Consider the following 19,670-nt stretch of genomic DNA (forward strand, 5'->3'; position numbering starts at 1 on the left):
CCTTTGTTTGGGGCGCGCGAGGATTGAATAGCGGTTCAGTCAGGCCAGAGCGTAACTGGTGCTGCGTGCCGAGCCGGAAGAGACGATGCTGCCCTCCTTTTCGAGTTTGCGCAGCACGTAGGCCGCTCTGTTTTTGTTGATGCCCAGAGCCTGCTCTATTTCCAGTCGGCTCATGGGAACGTTGCGTTTGGCGATCAGTTCGAGCGTGAGCCGCTCCAACTCGCTGGATGTCGGAGGCGGGGCGGTGGAACTGGCCGTTTCCTCCGGCGGCGCTGTCTGGTGGAGCGGACCTGTGTGATGCTGCGGCTGCGCGTCGTCGTGCGTGACGTGACCGGCTGCGCGCAGCTCCATACGGTCGAGGACGGAGCCATCCGGCATGACGATATGCGCGTCGCCTTGCACCGGTGCCAGAATCAGTGCGTCCGGAGCGCCTTTGCGGGATATGGTCGTAGGTGTTTGCTGGGCGACCGTTTCGATGATGAGACCGTTCGCTTCATCCGCTGGGGCGAGGTCTTCTCCCAATGTGGCGAATTGGGTGTAGGAGTGCCGTCGTTCTCCGCGTTCCTGCGCGATGGTGGAGGGGCGCGAGGGGGATCCGCCGCCGCGGGGCTGGGGAACGGTTTCGCCTCCGGAGTTTGATGGACCGTTTTGCCTGGGAAGCGTCAGCGAGAAGAACGCAGGGGATGTCTGGATCCAAGGTCGGCTGCCGCAGCCCTCATATTGGCGTGTTATCGAGGGGATGCCCATGCCGTAGCTTTCGATAAGACGTAGGCGGTAAAACACTTCGGCTAGCGTGCGGTTGCGGGGCATGGACATGCCGTTCAGCGCGTCGGCGAGTGCGATGTTCAACGGAAGACCTCCCGGTGAGATGAACTCCGCCCGGTCGTCGTAGATGTTGATGAAGGTGGTTCCCGTGGAATCGTAGTCGCGGTGCACGATGGCGTTCAATAAGGCTTCGCGCAGGGCGCTTGGCGGCCATGCGTAATGGTCGTTGCGGTATAAGCCGTCGAATGTGGCCGATTGCGTGTTGTTCAACTCCAGGAACCGATAGGCGTCCTCTAGCTGTTGCAGTATCGAACCGGTGAATTCCCTCCTGTCGATGAACGCCGACGCTTTGGTGCTTCCGGAGAACACCGCGCTTTTTATGGTGTGGTGGCATTGGTCCGAAAGCAGTAGCGCTGTGTTCGTGTACAGCTCGTTGTCGTTCACCAGTCCGAGTGTGCGTCGCTGGTTTTCTCCCCATTGCACATCATGCTTACGAAAATACGCGGCCGCATATTCGAATGTGAGCTCCTGTCGCAGACACGGCGACGAGTCGAACGCCATATCATCACTTTCGCGAAGCAGGCGACGAATCTGATGTTCGCTTGCCGGCACCGAAGACACGCCATGCCGGATGAACACCCCGGGAGGCGTCAGTCCTTTGTTTCGCAGATAATAAGGGCGTTGCGTGCCTCGCAGCACAGTGACGTGCACGATTTCGCGAGGTTTCCCCTCTGCGTCGTTCATGCATTCGCATGTGATGTCGGTGTATGCCGTGAGGTCGGGTCTGATGGCGTTGCGAATCATATCTCCGACCGCTCCCATGACGGAGTCTGGATTGTCGATTCCGACGGGATTGCCGTCATCGTCGAATCCGATATAGAGGTCGCCGCCTTCACAGTTGGCGAAGGCGATGATTTCTTTCTTCGTCCATTCGGTAAGCTGCCTTTTGAACTCGACCGTGGAACTCTCCCGCAATAGGGGCATGGTGGCCTCCTTACCTCGCTATACGCCCTACTATAATTCATCGATAAGACATCGATGAATTCATCGATGAGTTGATGGTGGGTGGCGATAGGAGGCTATCGATTATTCGTATAGCGGATTGGCGCGCTTTCGGCCAGCCCGTAGGTGCGCTCGAATACGATGGTGAAGCATGGTTACTCCACGGATCAGTTACGCGCACCTGCTGGCCACGCCTAATCCGAAGCATGTCGACAGTCTGCTGTCGTTCTTCGAGAACGGCCGGGCCCAGCGCGGCACCGGCGGCTTCGGCGTCGAAATCGAGCATCTGCCCGTGCATAACGCCGACGACACCGCCGTGAGCTACTACGAGCCGAACGGCGTCGAAACGCTGCTGCTGCGGCTTCGTCCGTATTACGACGAATCCAAGGAATACTGGGAGAACGGCCATCTGGTCGGGCTCGCCCGCGACGGCGTGTCCGTGTCCCTCGAACCCGGCGGCCAAGTGGAGACCTCCATCGGCATCCTGCATACGCCCGAGGATCTCAACGCCCTGTATTCCCGGTTCCGCCAGGAGGCCGACCCCATCGTGGCCGAGCTGGGCTGGCGGTTCGTCGCCTACGGGTACCAGCCGAAATCCAGCTTCGCCGACATACCGGTGAATCCCAAGGACCGCTATGACGCGATGACCTCATATCTGGGTCGCGTGGGCCAGTTCGGCCCCTGCATGATGCGCTGCTCCGCCTCCACGCAGGTGAGCATCGACTTCGTGGACGAGCACGACGCCATCGCCAAAATGCGCATCGGCACCGCCATCGGCCCGATCCTCGCCTGGTATTTCCGTAACTCGCCGTATTTCGAGGGGCGGATCAACCCTTATCCGCTGTTGCGTCAGCGCATGTGGGATTATCTCGACTTCCAGCGCACGAACGTGATCCCCGGACTGTTCGACCAGCGTTTCGGCTGGGAGGATTACGCCATCGACGTGCTGTCCACGCCGCTGATGTTCGCCGACCTTACGCACACTCCGGAGGCGCTCGAATCCGGCACCACGGCCAAGGAACTGCATCGCGCCGCCTTTTACGAGAACGCGGGCGACGTCTACCCGGACCGCGAGCTCAACGCGTACGAGATCAACCACATCATCTCCACGCATTTCAACGATGTGCGGCTCAAGAACTTCATCGAACTGCGCCACTGGGATTCGCTGCCCGTCGAACGCGCCGAACGGCTCACCGAAATCGTCGCCTCGCTGTTCTACGTGCCCGCCAACCGCATCCGTCTCGAAAGCTACTTCGATGGGCTTCGAGAGGAGGACGTGCTCGAGGCCAAAGCCAACATCCAGGCGCGTGGCCGCGACGCCAGCCCCTATGGCCAGCCGCTTGATTTCTGGCAGGAGTTCCTGGGAATCGAAGGCATCCTCGCGGACGTCCCCGGCGACCCCGCCCATCCCGACGTGTTCCAGGCATGAATTACGAGGCAAAAGGGCGACTTCCGTAATTTCGATCGCTGAGTTGCCGTCAGTGGCGCGAATTACGGAAGTCGCCGTTTTCTCGTGTAATTTCGGCCACTGAGTTTTCCTTTGCGGCACCTTTTACGGAAATCCGCCGTTGCTCGCGTAATAAGCATCGCTGGCACCATTGTGCTGGTCGCACTCGCCTGCGGCTTCATTATGATGATTAAGGAGGTCAAGTAGTCTTCCGTTCCAAGAAAGGACACGTCCATGACCACCTTCATCGATCCGAGCCGCGAGATCGGACGCATCGACCCCAAGCTGCACGGGCAGTTCATCGAATTCCTCGGCGAATGCATCGACGAGGGCCTGTGGGTGGGGGAGGACTCGCAGATCGAGAACGAACAGGGTTACCGCAAAGGCACGCTCGACGCGCTGCGCGCCCTCGAACCTCCGCTGCTGCGCTGGCCCGGCGGTTGCTACGCCGACACCTACCACTGGCGTGACGGCGTGGGGCCGAGGTCCGAACGCAAAACCACGTTCAACGAGAACTTCGCCACCTACGAGCTTGACGATCACAGCTTCGGCACCGACGAATTCCTGCGTCTGTGCGAGATGCTGGGCGCCGAGCCGTGGATCAACATCAACATGCTCTCCGGCACCGTGGCGGAGATGAAGGAATGGATGGAATACTGCAACCGCGAACAGCCCACCGATGTGGCGCTCGAACGCGCGCGCAACGGCCATGAGTCGCCCTACGGCGTCAAATACTGGGGCATTGGCAACGAGGTGTGGGCCGGCGGCGGCACCATGACCCCATCCACCTACATGGACGAATACCGCCGCTTCGCCTCCGCGATGCCGAAGTTCACCACCGACGTGTTCGCGCCCTCGCCGATGTACGCCATCGCCTGCGGTCCCGACGGCAACAAACCGCGCGAACGCGAGGCGTGGACGCAGGACTTCTTCCGCGCGCTCGCCGAATACCGCCAGCCTCCCATCAACGGCTACGACCTGCACTTCTACAACTGGAACGTGGACAACGACGCCGACACCCCGACCGAATTCGACGAGGCCGGCTGGAACACCGTGATCGACGGATGTCTGGAATTGGAAGACATTCTGCGTGACCAGTGGCGGCTGATGCAGGACGGGCTCGCCCTGATCCACGAGCCCGAAGTCGCCATGGACACCAAACTCGACCATGTCGACCTGATCATCGGCGAATGGGGCAACTGGCACAAGACAGCGTTCTTCGCCCGCCCGGCATTGAGGCAGCAGGTGACCATGCGCGACGCGGTCACCACCGCGCTCACGCTCGACCTGCTGCAGCGCAACTGCGACAAGGTGTCGATGGCCTGCAACGCGCAGACCATCAACGTGCTCAATTCGCTGGTGCTCACCGAAGGCGGGGCCACCATCCTCACGCCGAACTACGACGTGTTCATGATGTACAAGGCGCACCGCGACGCCGTCGCGCTCGACGTGCCTCGCCAGGACGCCGCCGACGAGTCGGTCTACACCTTCGCCTCCAAGTCGCAGGACGGCAAGGAGCTGCTCGTCAACCTCACCAACGCGCATATGAATAGCGCCGCCGAAATCACCGTGGTGATTCCGGCCGCCGCGCGCGTCGAAGAGGCGACCGTGTTGGCCGCAGCGGATCCGCACGATTGCAACACCGAGGAGCGGTCCGATCTGGTCCGCGCCCGCACGGTGCCGGTTGCCGACATGGTGAAGGCGACCGCCGCCGGTTCCGGCACCGAACTGGTCGTCTCCCTCACCCCCGCTTCGGTGAACACGCTGCGCATCGCGCTTGTGTGACGCGCGGCGTCTTGACGGCCGTTCTGTCCGTTTCCTATCGGATGGGACGGCCGTTCGCGTATCCTCGATGCGCCGGGAAGTTGCTTGCGGAGACGATAATGTCCATCGTGTGTTGGACGACACCGTCATGTCGGAGTGAAGGCGTTTTTGGAGATGGGTCGCCGGTGGGGGACGCTCGCTATACACTGGTGCGCATGGTGAATTCGGGGAATGTGAAGCAGAAAAGGGTGCGCAAGAGTCCGCAGGAGCGAAGGGACGAGATCGTCGAGGCCGCGACTAGGTTGGTGGGTGAGCGTGGGTTCAATGGCATCTCGCTCAAAGATGTGGCTGACGAGGTGGGGATGAGCCAGCCCGGACTGCTGCATTACATCGGCACCAAAGAGGGGCTGCTCTCGATGCTGGTCACGGACAGCTACGACACCACCGGCACTCCCGACGACTTTCTGAAGTCCGGACTGCCCGGCAGCGATCCGGACGCTCCGTCGTTCCCGTCGTATCTGCGTTTTCTGGTGCGGCACAACGCCAGCCGGCGCATGATGGTGCAGATGTATATGATTCTGCAGACGGAGTCGTTGAATCCCGACCATCCGCTGCATGAGTACTTCAGCAACCGCCCCGAGTCCGTATGGGACTACTACAGCCGGTTCCCGTGGAGGATCCCCGAGCAGCTGGGCTCATGGGACGAGGGGATGAAGCCGGTGGTCCGCCAGTGCATCGAGGCGATGGACGGCATCCAGCTGCGGTGGCTGCGCAAGCCGCCGATCGACATGTACGACGAATGGCTGGTGTTCGAGCGGATGATCTTCCCCTCGCCGATGTGGGATAGGTATCGCTGATCTATCGTATGTCCGTTAGATAGGAAAACGGCGCTGTCATCTCGATTTGACAACGTCATCCTTGTCGCATATCCTGTTCTATATCTAATAGCCATTAGATATAGAACAAAGGAGTTTATGATGAGCGCAGCATCGGTCGACCATATCCTCTTCGGCGCCGCGTACTACGACGAATATATCCCCAAGGATCTCGACCGGGTTGATACAGACATGCGGATGATGGTGGACGCCGGCATCAACGTGATCCGCATCGCCGAATCCACCTGGAGCACCTGCGAGCCGCAGCCTGGAGTCTTCGACTTCTCCCATGTCGACCGCGCGCTCGACGCCGCCCAACGCCACGGCATCGACGTGATCGTGGGCACCCCGACCTACGCCGTGCCGACCTGGCTGGTCAGGATGCATCCGGACGTGCTCGCCGTCACCCCGAATGGTGAAGGCAAGTACGGTGCGCGCCAGATCATGGACATCGTCAACCCCGCATACCGCTTCTACGGCGAGCGTGTGATCCGCGAACTCATCAGCCACGTCGCCGACCATCCGGCCGTCATCGGCTATCAGGTGGACAACGAGACCAAATACTACGATTCCGTCTCCGCAGACATGCAGGCGCTGTTCGTCAAGTATCTGCGCGGCAAGTTCAATGACGACTTCGACGCGCTCAACGCGCATTTCGGCCTCGACTACTGGTCGAACCGCATCAACGCGTGGGAGGATTTCCCCGATGTGACCGCTTCGATCAACCAGTCGCTGCGTGGCGAATTCGACGTGTTCCGCCGCGCCCAGGTGGCCGAGTTCCTTGCCTGGCAGGCCGACATCGTGCGCGAATACGCGAAGCCGGGCCAGTTCGTCACCCAGAACTTCGACTTCGAATGGCGCGGCTACTCCTATGGCGTGCAGCCCGCGGTCGACCACTTCAAAGCCTCCCAAGCCGTCGACATCACCGGCGTGGACATCTACCATCCCACCGAGGACGAGCTGACCGGCACGGAGATCGCATTCGGCGGCGACATGACCCGCTCCACCAAGGACGGCGCCAACTACCTCGTACTCGAAACCGAAGCCCAAGGCCAGCACGGCTGGCTGCCGTTCCCCGGCCAGCTGCGTCTGCAGGCCTACAGCCACCTCGCCTCCGGCGCCGACTCGGTGATGTACTGGCATTGGCATTCCATCCACAACTCCTTCGAAACCTATTGGAAGGGCCTGCTCAGCCACGATCTCGAACCGAACCCCACCTATCGTGAGGCCGGCGTGTTCGGCAAGGAGATCGCGCAGGTGGGGGAGCGCTTGGTGCATCTGAAGAAACGCAACCAGGTCGCCATCATGGTGAGCAACGAGGCATTGAGCGCCCTTGAATGGTTCCGCCTCGAAACCGGCTTCCCCGACGGCGTGGGGCTCAACTACAACGACGTGGTGCGCCGCGTCTATGACGCGCTGTTCGCGCTCAACATCGAATGCGATTTCGTGCCCGTCGACGCACCGGCCGAACGCCTCGCCAAGTACGCGATGGTCATCACCCCGGCCCTGTACTGCGCCCCGCAGTCCACCACCGACACACTGCGCGAGTATGTGGCGAACGGCGGTCATCTGGTCTCCACGCTGCGTTCCTTCGTCACCGACGAGGAGGTGACCGTATGGCACGACCGCGCCCCGCACAACCTCACCGACGTGTTCGGTATGACCTACAACCAGTTCACCCGTCCGAAAGGCAATGTGCCGGTCGACTTCGCGGGCCCGCTCAGCGGCGCTGCCCAGGCGGGGGCGGAGGCGCTGATCGAACTGCTCAACACCGACGCGGACACCCTTACGCTCGCCTCCTACGGCCACTACGCGTGGAAGGACTACGCGGCCGTCACCCGCCACGCCTTCGGCAAGGGCAGCGCCGAATGGATCGGCACCGTGCTCGACGCCGAAACCATGAAGGCCGTGCTGGGCGAGGCCGCGGCGAATGCCGGCGTCAAGTCGGAAGGACAGGCGCTCGCGGGATCCCTGGTGGTGCGTCAGGGCGAGAACGCCAAGGGCGAAACCGTCACCTACCTGCTCAACTATTCCGCCGAACCGGTCGCCGTCGCCAGCCCCGTCGCGGGCGAGGTGGTCGTCGCCCCGGTCGCCGTCGCCACGGACGGCACCCTCGATGAGGCGGCCACGGCGGCTCTGCCCATCAACGCCGGATCGAAGGTCGCGGTCGGCGACGAGCTGACCGTCGGCCGCTGGAACCTGATGGTGATCGCCGGCTGATCATCGGCCACGCGATTCTAAGGAATCAGCAGGTCGATCAAGGCCTTCCACTCGCCGACGAAATCGACCTCGCGCGCGCCGTTGAGCCAGCGCAGCTGCAAGCCTTCCATGGCGGACAGCGCCTGCACGGCGGTGCGTTCGGGGTCGTCCACACCGTCCCGCTTGGCGGCGAAGGCGTACTCCTTGAGCAGATTGATCTCGCGGGCCTCGAAATACTCGTGCGCCGGATGGTCCTGGCTGAGGGCCTCGCTTTCCAGCAGGGTGTAGAGCCGCACCAGTTCGGGGCGCGCCGCGTTGGTCTCCACGGTGGCGTTGAGGATGGCCTTCAGGCCGTGGTCGCAGTGGTAGGCGATACCGTCGGCGAGCACGTCGCCGGTCACGCCCTCCACCCCGAGATGTTCGGCGATGGCGATCTGATTGATGCGGTCGGCGTGCTTCAAGGCCTCGACCAACAGCTCCTCCTTGCCGGAGAAGTAGTACAGCAGACCGGCCTCGGTGATGCCCTCGGCATCGGCCACGTCGCGGATGGTGAAGCCCCAGAATCCGAACTGGGAGATGCAGGAGATGGTGGTGTCCAGAATGTGTCTGCGACGGTCCTCGGCGCTCATGCGTTTGGTGGGGGTGGTGGCTCGACGTCTCATCGGCGTTCCTTTCTTTCAAGGGCGCACTCCATGCGGCAGGGCCGCATGACTTATTTGTCTACTTACAAGGTACTAGGTGAAAGGAGAGGAGGTGTGGCGTGTCCGACGCGACACGCCGAATTGCCCAACTAAGTTTGATGGGTTTATTATCTAACTAAGCAATTACTAAGTACTGGAAAACAAGAACGGTGATTGCCTTACAACTCAACGAGGAGTAGATCACTGCCGATTGCGAAATACTCGATAACCACACGAATATTTCCGTATACCGGCATGGACCCCGACGTCCATGATTTGCAAGAAAAGAGGTTTCCCAATGAGTGATTCGTTTGCCGCCACCGCCTCCAAAGAGGAGCGTCTGGCCGCGTACAACGCGAACATCGCGGCAGCCAACGCCGATCCGAACCTGTCGCCGGCGACTGGCAATTCGCTGGATAAGCTGTCCGTGGCCCGTTACGGAGCGGGCTTCCTGATCTTCGGCATCCTGTGGATGAGCGGTCTGGGCATCGTCTCGGCCGTGCTGCTGCCGGAGCACTACAAGAGCATCGAAGGCATCCAGCCCGAGGCCCTGCTGGGCATCGTGAACGCCGCGACCGCGGTCGCCTCGCTGGTCTCCAACCTGCTGTTCGGCAACTTCTCCGACCGCTCCCGCTCCCGCTTCGGCCGCCGCACCCCGTTCATCCTGGGCGGCGCGGTCCTGGGCGGCGTGACCCTGTTCCTGACCGGCACCACCACGAACCCGGTGCTGCTGACCATCTTCTACTGCGCCTGCATGTTCGGCCTCAACTGCATGATCGCCCCGATGGTCGCGATCCTGTCCGACCGCGTGCCCTCCGGCATCCGCGGCACCATGAGTGCCTTCTACGGCGCCGGTGCCACCATCGGCTCTCCCATCGGCACCATGATCGGCGCTCTGTTCATCACCAACCTGATCCCCGGCTTCGCCGTCGCCGGCGTGCTCATGTTCCTCGGCGGTCTGGTCTCCGTGCTCGTCATGCCCAAGGAGGGCCCGGCCGACTTCCTGCCCAAGGACGAGGGCACCTTCAAGGACGTGCTCATGAGCTTCCGCCCGCCGAAGTTCTCCACCGCGCACGACTTCTACAAGGCGTTCGCCGGCCGCTTCTGCATGCTGGTGAGCTACCAGATGATCTTCGCCTACCAGCTGTACATCATCCAGAACTACGTCGGCCAGACCGCCGAGGAATCCGCCGTCACGATCTCCGTGATGTCCTCGATCATCATGGTCGTCTCCCTGATCGGCTCCTTCGTCTCCGGCCCCGTCTCCGACCTTATCGGCCGCCGCAAGCTGCCCGTGATCGTCGCCTCCGTGCTGTTCGCCGTCGGCATCGCCATGCCCTGAATCATGCCCACCACCACCGGCATGTACCTGTTCGCCGGCATCGCCGGCCTCGGCTACGCGGTCTACTCCGCCGTCGACCAGGCCCTGCTCGTGGACGTGCTGCCCAACAAGGAGGAGGCCGGCAAGGACCTCGGCATCCTCAACCTCGCCACCACCCTCGGCCAGATGGTCGGCCCGATCATCATGAGCGCCATCGTGCTGTCCCTGGGCTACGCCTTCGCGTTCCCCATCTCCATCGCCCTGGCGATCATCGGATGCTTCTTCATCCAGATCATCAAGAACGTCAAGTGATCCCCTCCTCGCGCCCCGCGCCCGGCACGGCTCTCCGTATCGGACGCGGGGCATTCCCTCACCCACTTCCCATACCCAACACGACACTCATTCAAAGGAGAATGACATGACCACCTGGATCGCAACGACGCAGACGAGCAAACTTGAGGACCGTTCGGCCGACATCGCCGCCACCGGCGCCACCGCGGCCCCCGACCTGCAGCTGACCGGCGAGGAATTCCAAGCCCTGCGCGGCTTCGGCGGCTGCTTCAACGAACTCGGATGGCTGCCGCTGCAGCGCGTGAGCGAAGAGGAGCGCGACCAGATCATCAAGGAGCTGTTCAGCCCCGACGAGATGAACTTCACCTTCAACCGCGCGCCCGTCGCCGCCAACGACTTCGCCGACCACTGGTACAGCTACGACGAGGTCGAAGGCGACTATGAGATGGAGCATTTCTCCGTCGAAAACGACGAAAGCACGCTGATCCCGTACATCCACCGCGCCCAGGAGTGGCAGCCGGACATGCAGCTGTTCTCCAGCCCGTGGTCGCCGCCCACCTGGATGAAGCGTCCGAAGGCCTACAACTACGGCCGTCTGATCCAGACCCCGGAGAACCTCACCGCCTACGCCAAATATCTGGTCAAGTACGTGCAGGCCTACGCCGAGCACGGCATCACCGTCAACCAGCTGCATGTGCAGAACGAGGTGTTCGCCGACCAGAAGTTCCCCAGCGCCCTGTGGGATTCCGAAGCGATGAAGGTGTTCATCCGCGACTACCTCGGACCCGCGTTCGAGGAGGTCGGCCTCGACACCGACATCTGGCTGGGCACGCTCAACGGCCCGGAGGACATGGCGTGGACCGGCGGCGGCTACGGCATGCGGCTGAACAACTACAACCGCTACGTCGACAACATCCTCTTCGACGACGAGGCGCGCAAGTACATCAAGGGCATCGCCTACCAGTGGGCGGGGCAGAACTGCATCGCCCGCACGCATGAGTCGTGGCCCGAGATCGAACTGATCCAGTCCGAATCCGAATGCGGCATGGGCGACAACAGCTGGGAGTATGCGGAATACATCTTCCATCTGATCAACCACTACCTGCGCAACGGCGCCACCGCCTACACCTACTGGAACATGATCCTCGACGACCAGGATTCCACGTGGGGATGGTGGCAGAACTCCCTGTTCACCATCACCGCCGACACCAACGAGGTGCGTCGCAACCCCGAATACTATGTGATGCGCCACTTCTCGCAATTCGTGCGTCCCGGCGCGAAGGTGCTCGGCACCACCGGCCACTTCAACTCCATGGCCATCGCCTTCCGCAACCCCGACGGTACCATCGCCGTCGTGGCGCAGAACGCGCTCGAGACCGAGATGCCGTTCGAATTCGCCGATCCGGCCGACGCCTCGCGCGGCATCAAGGCCACCCTCGCCCCACGCTCGTTCAACACCTTCGTGCTGGACTAGGGGAGCGGCTGAAGCCATAAGCGAACGTCTTGCGGACCATTCGGAAAGGATGTGCCGCAAGACGTTCGCTTAGCTGTTTTCCCTACGTTGTGCCGGGTATCCGGACCGCAGCTGGATCCGCGGCCCGCTGTCAATCGGAAAGTGATCGCTCCATGGACTCATCCTCGAGGGAGATGGGTCTTTATCCATTGCGTCGCGATGGAAAGCAGCACTCCGCCTGAGGAAAAAACGAAGCCGAGTATCAGGTAATCGAGCGGCGAAAAGTAGAGATTCCATCCATAGAGCATATTCAACGACGTGCCGATAATCATCGTCGCAATCAATGACGATATCCCCGAAAGCAGTACGGTCATCAAGTTCGCGCATACGCCTCGACGGGATTTCCCCGATCTGAATCCGATATAACAAAGCTGGCATGGCAGGACGATCCATAGCACGCCGTAAATCGACAGAACCGACGGGAACACCCATATGACCACAAGCGATACTATCCAGATAAGCGCCTGAATCAATATGATGTGATTGAATCCCAGAGGCATCTTCTTCGATGGCGTTTTCATATGAAAAGGCTATCACTTTTGCTCTGTCTAGGGATTAACGCGAGTATGTTGACTTGAACGAGTGTGAGTGATGAGCAATGGAACGTCATGAATCCGTGCGCTCGTCCGCGTAATACCTTCTGCTGGAATAGCTTGTTGATGCGTCAGAATAAGTTCGGATCGTCAGGCTTTGGCATTGACACGATGGGCTGGCTTTTGCGATACGTCAGTCATCGATATCGCAAAAGCCAGCCCATCGTTGCAAATCGTCAATTCCGCATACGGGTTTTGCCGGGCGGCACATCCCCAGCCAAATCGGCGGGGAGTGGGTTGAGTTCGAATTGGTCGTCGTTGGGGACGGTGGATTGGTTGATGGGGTGGTGGTTTTTGTGCATGGTGACGGTGCCCCAGGCGGGCACGACGACCTTCTGCCACGCGCCGCCCATCCCGTTGATGGTCACGGCCGCCTCGATGGGTTCTCCGGTCGGGTTGTAGATGTGCGCGGACACGCCCCCGTCGGGCGCGAGGAACGCGACCGATCCCAGGCCGCCGGACCATCCGTCGGGCGTGTGGTTGGACGAGCGCACGACCACGCTCCCGGGCTCGACGTCCTGGCCGAAGGCGCGCAGCATGAAGTACTCGAGGTTGCGGATCACGCCGCCGGTCTCGTGGTGGACGGTGACCACGCCGCGCCGTCCGGTCGCGCCGACCTGGTTGGGCAGGCCGCGCTCGTCGAGCGCGAGGTTCCACAGGGCGATGAACCCCTCCCCGTTGCGCACGAGCCAGTTGCCGATGACGCCGGACATGATGTGCGCGGCGTCCTCGGGGGTCTCGTCGATCATGCAGCGGCGCTCGGTCATGCCCAGCGTCCAGTGCGGGTAGGCGCGCGACGCGTTGAAGAAGTTCTCGTACGGGCCCTCGTAGGTGTGCACGGTCAGCCCGTCGATCGAGGACGCCTGGTCCGGGGTGACCAGGTCGCGCACCGGCCACATGAGGTTGTGGGTGGAGTCGTCGTTGACGAAGATGCGCATCTCGGGGAACCGCTCGTTCATCGCGGGGCGCAGGAAGTCGTGGACGAACGCGGCCTGCTCCTTGAGGGTCCACATCATGGCCGGCCATTTGGGCGCGTTGGAGGGCTCGTTCTGCACGGTCACGCCCCAGATCGGGATGCCCAGTTTGGCCATCTCCTCGACGTATCTGACGAAGTAGCGCGCGTAGCAGCCCTCGAAGGAGTCGTGCATCGGGTCGAAGCCGTTGCCGGTCCACTCGCCGAAGCGCAGGCGGCCGCCCTGGCACAGGTGGCCGGTGTTCTTCATCCAGGCCGGCGCGCTCCACGGCGAGGCGATGATTTTGACGGCCGGGTTGATCGCGAGGATCTCCTGAAGGACCGGGACGATGTGCTTGAGGTCCTTGGTCGCGTCCGGCGCGCCGGGCTCGCCCTCGCCCAGGGAGAACTTGGAGAGCGTGTTGTCGTGCTCGCCGAAGGGCACGTCGTCGTACGTGTAGTACGGCTGGGCCGCGGGTTCGCACGAGCCCAACGGGACGCGCACCACGGAGAACCCGCCCCGCTCCGGGTTGAAGCAGTCGTCCAGGAACTCGTGGCGCCGCTCGGCGTCCATGCTGTTCCAGATCAACGAGGCCGCGGCGTCGGTGATGGCCGCGCCCGCGCCGATCCACGGCTGCCTGCGGTCGGCGGGATCGACCACGATCCTGACCGCGTCCCCCGGACCATCGACCACGGCCGGCACCGCCAGCGCCTCGCGACGCTGCGACAGATCACCCGACGTCGACGTCCAAAACTCATCAGAGAACTTCAACATTATTACTCTTTCTTTGGTTGGGATGGCATGTGATTATTTGATGCTGGAAACGACGTCGATGCGGATGACGTTGCCTTGCTCGTCTGTGAATAGCGCATAGTCGGCCGGTGTTAGATTCGCCGGTAGGATTGCGTGGAAGTCAAGACGCCCATCTCCGCGAACTTCGAATGCCTTCTCCCATTGCGCCGGCGTGATTTGGGACAGTTCTCGATCGGCCACCATCCGTCGTGTCGCCGTGTCAAATGTGAATCCGGAATTCTCATGGGCGACGATGCTGGCCGGCTCTCCGGTATGTCGGATCTCCGTCGCCGATGGCCGGTCATCCGCAACGGTGTTGTCCGGCAGACGCGTCCATATCGCCGAATCCTTCACGGTCTCGGTGTCGCAGCCGTCTGTCGAACCGTACGCCCACACCGTATAAATGCCTGGTTCTTGCATCTGCCCCGGCACCACGAATACGCCGTTGCCTCGGTATTCGGCCTGAATCTTGGTTTGGGGCATGCCGTCGTGGGAGATTTTGACCCAAACCCGATCGGTGTTCGAGTAGATGCGGATATCGGTCGGGCCTTCGGCGCGCACGTGGTAGCGTTTCGAGACGAGATGGACGAACGGGTCCGCATGGTTCCAGTTCGCTTTGTACAGGTAGAACGCGTCTTTACGGGTGCGGCGGTCGCGTGTGACGAGACCCTTGTTGTTGAGCTCGAAGCGTCCGGCTTCGCTGGGACGGTGGTCGACGCTGAAATCGAACAGTGACCATGCCGATGAACTCCAAATCCACGGATGGGTGTTGATGTATGCCAGAGCCTCCTCGTGGATGTCGCACTGGAATTCCTCAGGGTGCCACGATCCGTTCGGGCGTACCTCGTCACAGGTCGGATGGAGGGCGTGCTGTCGGATGTTGGCACCAGCTCCGTATTCGGAGACGCCGAGCGGACGAGTCTCTGCCGCGCGGCGCTTGTCCATCAGGAGTCCGAACCCCGGTTCCATATACCAGCTCGGATAGATGTTCCACGAGATCAGATCGCTTGACCAATTCTCATAGGAGGAGTGCGCCTCGAACTGGTCCGTGGCTTGCGTGGTGTAGCGGGTCGGATCCTCCTGATGGACGATCGAGTCGAGTCGTTCCATAAGCTCGGGCATGGCGATCCAGGAATTCGATGTGGCTCGGTTGCCGACTTCGTTCTGCAATCCCCAGAAGCAGATTGAAGGACGGTTGAACTGTTGACGGACCAGTTCGGTCATTTGCGCGCAGGTGACATTCGCGAAAGCCGGATCTTCCCCTACCCAGTCGACGAACGGGATTTCCGCCCATACGACGATGCCGTTGGCGTCGCAGAGGTCATAGAAGTAATTCGCATGCGGGTAGTGCGCGAGACGCAGATAATTGGCTCCAAGATCGAGTGCGATGCGGATATCCTCCAGATGGTTGGCGTTGGTCAGGCAATTACCGACGCCTTCGCGTTCCTGATGGCGTGCGACTCCCCGCAGTGGATGGGAAACGCCGTTGATATGGAAACCGGTTTCGGGATCGACGTGGAACCATCGGTAACCGATTCGTTCAACCACCGAGTCGATCGGGTTGCCGTCGGAGTCGGCTATCTGGAGAAGAACGGTGTACTGGTACCCGACATCCGACCGGTCGGCGCCTCGCGAGTAATCAATCGGCCGCCAAAGGTGCGGGTCGTCGACCTCCATTTCTTGGACGATTGTTGTTCCGTCGTTCGCGGCGATCTCAACCTGACGGCGTTCCGACACGACGATTGCGCCGTCGGCCTGTGCGATGCGGACGGTCGCCACCACTTGCCGCGTGTAATCCGAATTGTTGACGAGACGTGCGCGGACGACGGTGCGTCCCAGATGTTCGGGTCTGTCGGACGAATCTCGTTTGCCGGCGTTCGGTGTGGCGACGTAGAGACCGGACGAACCGTAATCATCGAGATCGATATGCACGGTATCGGCGATGACCAGATACGCCTCGCGGTAGATGCCGCCGTAGAAGTCGAAGTCGGCGAACAACGGTGCGACTCGGGCATCGAAACGATTGTCGACGCGGACCGCGATGACATTGTCCCCCTCATGCAGGTCGGAACCGATATTGACTCGGAAAGCCGCGTATCCGCCCAAGTGCGTGGTCCGATCGCCGGTATCGCGCGCGTCGTCGGCGGGTGTTTTGGGTGTTATCGTTTGTCTGATTCCGTTGACGTAAACCGATGTCATGGTATTGGCACCGAGGAACTCGAGATATGCGACGCGGCCGTCAAGCGCTCCGGCGTCGATATTCAGATGGGTGCGGTACCAGCCTACGGTACGTCGCATATCACCAAGCACGCCATTGCATGTGTCCTCGGCGTTCCACGTGTGGGGCAGCGTCACGTGGGTCCATGTGGAGTCGTCATAGCCTGCCGCGGCAGGCTCGAGGGAATCGATGCTGCCGCCGTGGCTCGAGAACATCCAGTCGGCTTGGGTCAAGTCGATGAGGCGACGCTCGGCGCCGTGGTTGAGTAGGGTCTTGAGTGCGTTGTCCCGCACGCGCAGGTCAGACGTGACGGGTATGCGCGCGGGTGGTGTGGCGAACCCAGGCGCCGATGCCTGTGGTTGTGTTGTGAGTGGTGTCATCGCTGACGACTGCATGGTTGTCCTTTCGATGGATCGTCATTGGACCATGTGACTTTGCGGTTGATCTCCGCAAGTTGTCTTTAACGTTAAACACTGAGGCGCACGATTGTCAAACGCCATGTGTTTCGCAAAGAGGGAAGCTATCCGAGTCGCAGTCCGCCGCGTGGCTTAGTCATCCGTCGACCGCCGAAGGACCAGGCGTGACGGCACGATTTGTTCGTTTGGCTCGCCGCGCTGTCCGGTATTGATCTGCTGAATCAGCGATTCGACGGCAAGATGGGTAATCTTCGATAGATCGGGGTCCACCGATGATAGCGGTGGGGCGAAAAACGCGGATTCCGCCAAGTTGTCGAAACCGATGACCTTGACGTCCTGCGGCACGCGGAATCCCATTCGCTGAAGTCCTGATATGACGCCCCAGGCGGTTGTGTCGTTGACCACAAAGACTCCGTCGGCGCGCCCTCCGTCGGTGACGATGTCGGCGATGGCCTGCGCTCCGTTCGCGGAATGCATCAGACCGGATCCGCGTACGAGCGAGGAATCGTAAGGAAATCCCAGCTCCTCGAGTTGTTGGCGGTATCCATGGAATCTGAGCCAGACCGATGATGTTCGCATATCGGTTGGCTCGGGGATCCGATTCGGGCCGATCATGGCGATTTTCGTGCAGCCATGGTCGGCGAGGCAAGCGGTGGCCGCTTTCGCCCCGTCGATGTTGTCGACCTGGATGTGAGGCGCGGGGGCGTTCGGAATGCTGGATCCGAGCACCACCATAGGAAAGCTTCCCTCCAATAGGCGGGCGTCCTCGTATCCAAGTTCCGTCGATGAGAGGATGAGTCCGTCGACCCCATGGTTGCGTGCGATTTCGATGCTGGCGGCTTCGGCGTCTCTGCTGTTGCTGCAGGAGCGGATGATGACGTCATAGCCGTGCCGTTCGGCTTGATCGATGACGTCTCCAGCCATCTGTGCGAAGTAGTTCTGGCGAATATCGGGCACCGCCAACAGGATTTTGCCGGTTTTTCCGATGCGTAGATTCCTGGCCGTCGTGTTCGGCATGTAGCCGGTTTCCTTCAAGGCCGCGGCGATACGCTGTTTCATGCCGTCGCTCATGAACTGGTATCCGTGGAGATAGTTCGAGACCGATTGCGGTGAAGTGCCGGCCTTTCGCGCAACGTCGCTTAATGTGGCTGGGCGGTGGTCGGACTTCTTCGATGCCGGGGCTTTTCGCGGGGTCGATTTCTTCATGCGCTCCCTTTCTCCGATGTACCGAACCTATCATACGAGGGCTTCTTGAGGACTATGGCGTGATAAAGGTGGTGACACGCCGAGAAAAATCAAGTAATAAAAGGCTTTTGGGGTTTTTTATCGATTCTGTTGAACGTTAAAGAAAAAAGCGGTAATCTGAATGCTGTCGCGAAGCGAACGCTATGCGACCGCGAACAGAACATTGACGTCTGTCAGGAAGAGGAAGTGGCCCGGCAAAGTTGCAGGCCTACCAAAAGGAGCAAATATGAAAGCTAGGAAAGTGACGGCTCTTGTCGCTTGCGCGCTTGTGGCATCCATGCTGACCGCCTGCGGCGGAACAAGCGGAAACGAAGGTGAGGAGAACGTCGCCTTCGATCCGGAGGCGAAGACCACGATCACACTGGGTGCCTGGACGGTGAGCCAGAATCCCGAATGGCAGACGATGGTGGATGCGTTCACGGAAGAATATCCGAACGTCACCATCGAAATCAAGGAATACTCGGCGGACGATTACGACAAGCAGCTGACCGCCGATATCTCCGGGCACCAGCAGCCCGATGTCATGCCGATCAAGACGATGGCCACCTACTACACGTATGCCATTGGATCCGGAGGTTTCGCCGATCTGACCGATGTCGCGCAGAGCTACGACGGCGATGAGAACATCGATCTGTCCGCGCTCGAAATCGACGGCAAGTATTACGCCCTGCCATATAAGAACGATTCGTGGGTGCTGTACTACAACAAGGACATGTTCGAAAAAGCGGGAGTCGACGCCCCCGACGGCACTTGGACATGGGATGACTACACCGAAGCGGCCAAAGAGCTCAAGGAAAAGCTTCCTGAAGCCGGATATGATGCCGACAGCGTGTATCCGACGTACCTGCATAGCTGGATGGCGACCGTCCAGTCCTTCGCCACGGCGCAGAGTGACGCGTACGACCAGTTCTTTGCGGCCGACTTCAGCTATATGAAGCCGTATTATGAGCGTGCCCTCGAATGGCAGGACGAGGGGTTGACCATCGACTACAACACGGCGTTCACCACCAAGGTGCAGTACCAGTCTCAGTTCGGCACTCAAAAGGCGGCGATGATGCCTATGGGCACGTGGTACATCTCGTCTCTGCTCAAATCCCAGAAGTCCGGTGACTCCGACGACTTCGAATGGGGACTTGCGCCGATTCCGCAGAATCCCGACGGGCAGACATCCGATATGCCGATGACGTTCGGCGATCCGGGTTCGTTCGCCGTGTCCTCTGAGATCTCGGGACAAGAGCTGGCCGCCGCCAAGGAATTCGTCAAGTGGGTTGCCGGCGAGGATGGATCGAAGGTTCTGGCAAGCATCGGCATTTCCCCGGCCTATACGTCGCAGACCGTCGTCGACGCGTTCTTCTCCGCCGAGGGCATGCCTCAGGATCAGCTCTCACGCGATGCCTGGCAGAAGCACGATCGCGGACCGGAGAATCCGGTCGGCGACCACACGCAGGTCATTCAGAATCTGTTGGGCACCGCCCATTCCTCGATTATGAGCGAAAGCCAATCCATCGACGATGCGCTTGCCGAGGCGTCGCAGAACATCAAGGATCAAGGCGCCGCCGAGGAGTGACGGTAACCCGATCCGCGAGGCTGGGTGGC

Annotated in this window: 11 protein-coding genes and 1 pseudogene; 7 read left to right on the forward strand and 5 right to left on the reverse strand. The window is 60.9% G+C overall.

The annotated features are described in order from the left end of the window. Positions 1–39: 39 nt before the first annotated feature. Positions 40–1,749: an ATP-binding protein gene (locus BE0216_RS10435; RefSeq protein ID WP_094636613.1), complete on the reverse strand. Its 1,710-nt coding sequence runs from the start codon at positions 1,747–1,749 to the stop codon at positions 40–42. 169 nt (positions 1,750–1,918) lie between these two features. On the opposite strand from BE0216_RS10435, the gene BE0216_RS10440 reads away from it, so the two are divergent. From BE0216_RS10440 to BE0216_RS10455, 4 genes are all read left to right on the forward strand, one after another. Continuing rightward, positions 1,919–3,196, forward strand: a complete 1,278-nt coding sequence (locus BE0216_RS10440) for a glutamate-cysteine ligase family protein (protein WP_094636614.1) — start codon at positions 1,919–1,921, stop codon at positions 3,194–3,196. 252 nt (positions 3,197–3,448) lie between these two features. Continuing rightward, positions 3,449–4,999, forward strand: coding sequence for an alpha-N-arabinofuranosidase (locus tag BE0216_RS10445; protein ID WP_094636616.1), 1,551 nt, complete (start codon positions 3,449–3,451; stop codon positions 4,997–4,999). 194 nt (positions 5,000–5,193) lie between these two features. Continuing rightward, positions 5,194–5,835, forward strand: a complete 642-nt coding sequence (locus BE0216_RS10450) for a TetR/AcrR family transcriptional regulator (RefSeq protein ID WP_094636636.1) — start codon at positions 5,194–5,196, stop codon at positions 5,833–5,835. A 120-nt stretch (positions 5,836–5,955) separates the two neighbouring features. Beyond that, on the forward strand, positions 5,956–8,073 hold the full coding sequence (locus BE0216_RS10455; protein ID WP_094636617.1) for a beta-galactosidase: 2,118 nt from the start codon (positions 5,956–5,958) through the stop codon (positions 8,071–8,073). A 17-nt stretch (positions 8,074–8,090) separates the two neighbouring features. Here the strand turns inward: BE0216_RS10455 and BE0216_RS10460 are convergent, their stop codons facing one another. Beyond that, positions 8,091–8,714, reverse strand: a complete 624-nt coding sequence (locus tag BE0216_RS10460) for a TetR/AcrR family transcriptional regulator (RefSeq protein ID WP_094636618.1) — start codon at positions 8,712–8,714, stop codon at positions 8,091–8,093. A gap of 316 nt (positions 8,715–9,030) precedes the next feature. On the opposite strand from BE0216_RS10460, the pseudogene BE0216_RS10465 reads away from it, so the two are divergent. Then, positions 9,031–10,365 (forward strand): annotated as a pseudogene (locus tag BE0216_RS10465) (MFS transporter). Between the two features lie 106 nt (positions 10,366–10,471). Continuing rightward, complete coding sequence (locus tag BE0216_RS10470) at positions 10,472–11,818, forward strand: glycoside hydrolase family 30 protein (RefSeq protein WP_094636619.1); 1,347 nt, start codon at positions 10,472–10,474, stop codon at positions 11,816–11,818. 808 nt (positions 11,819–12,626) lie between these two features. Here BE0216_RS10470 and BE0216_RS10475 read toward each other — a convergent pair. The 3 genes from BE0216_RS10475 to BE0216_RS10485 form a co-directional block, all read right to left on the reverse strand. Beyond that, positions 12,627–14,177, reverse strand: coding sequence for a glycoside hydrolase family 30 protein (locus BE0216_RS10475; protein WP_193042860.1), 1,551 nt, complete (start codon positions 14,175–14,177; stop codon positions 12,627–12,629). A gap of 33 nt (positions 14,178–14,210) precedes the next feature. Further along, positions 14,211–16,706, reverse strand: coding sequence for a glycoside hydrolase family 2 protein (locus tag BE0216_RS10480; RefSeq protein WP_158217254.1), 2,496 nt, complete (start codon positions 16,704–16,706; stop codon positions 14,211–14,213). 255 nt (positions 16,707–16,961) lie between these two features. Then, positions 16,962–18,035 carry a LacI family DNA-binding transcriptional regulator gene (locus BE0216_RS10485; RefSeq protein WP_094637723.1) on the reverse strand — a complete coding sequence of 358 codons (1,074 nt, stop codon included), beginning with the start codon at positions 18,033–18,035 and terminating at the stop codon, positions 16,962–16,964. Positions 18,036–18,300: 265 nt separating this feature from the next. On the opposite strand from BE0216_RS10485, the gene BE0216_RS10490 reads away from it, so the two are divergent. Further along, a complete protein-coding gene (locus tag BE0216_RS10490) occupies positions 18,301–19,641 on the forward strand; it encodes an ABC transporter substrate-binding protein (RefSeq protein ID WP_158217253.1) in 1,341 nt (446 codons plus the stop codon). Positions 19,642–19,670 lie beyond the last annotated feature (29 nt).

Source organism: Bifidobacterium eulemuris (genome assembly GCF_014898155.1).
Taxonomy (GTDB): Bacteria; Actinomycetota; Actinomycetes; order Actinomycetales; family Bifidobacteriaceae; genus Bifidobacterium; species Bifidobacterium eulemuris.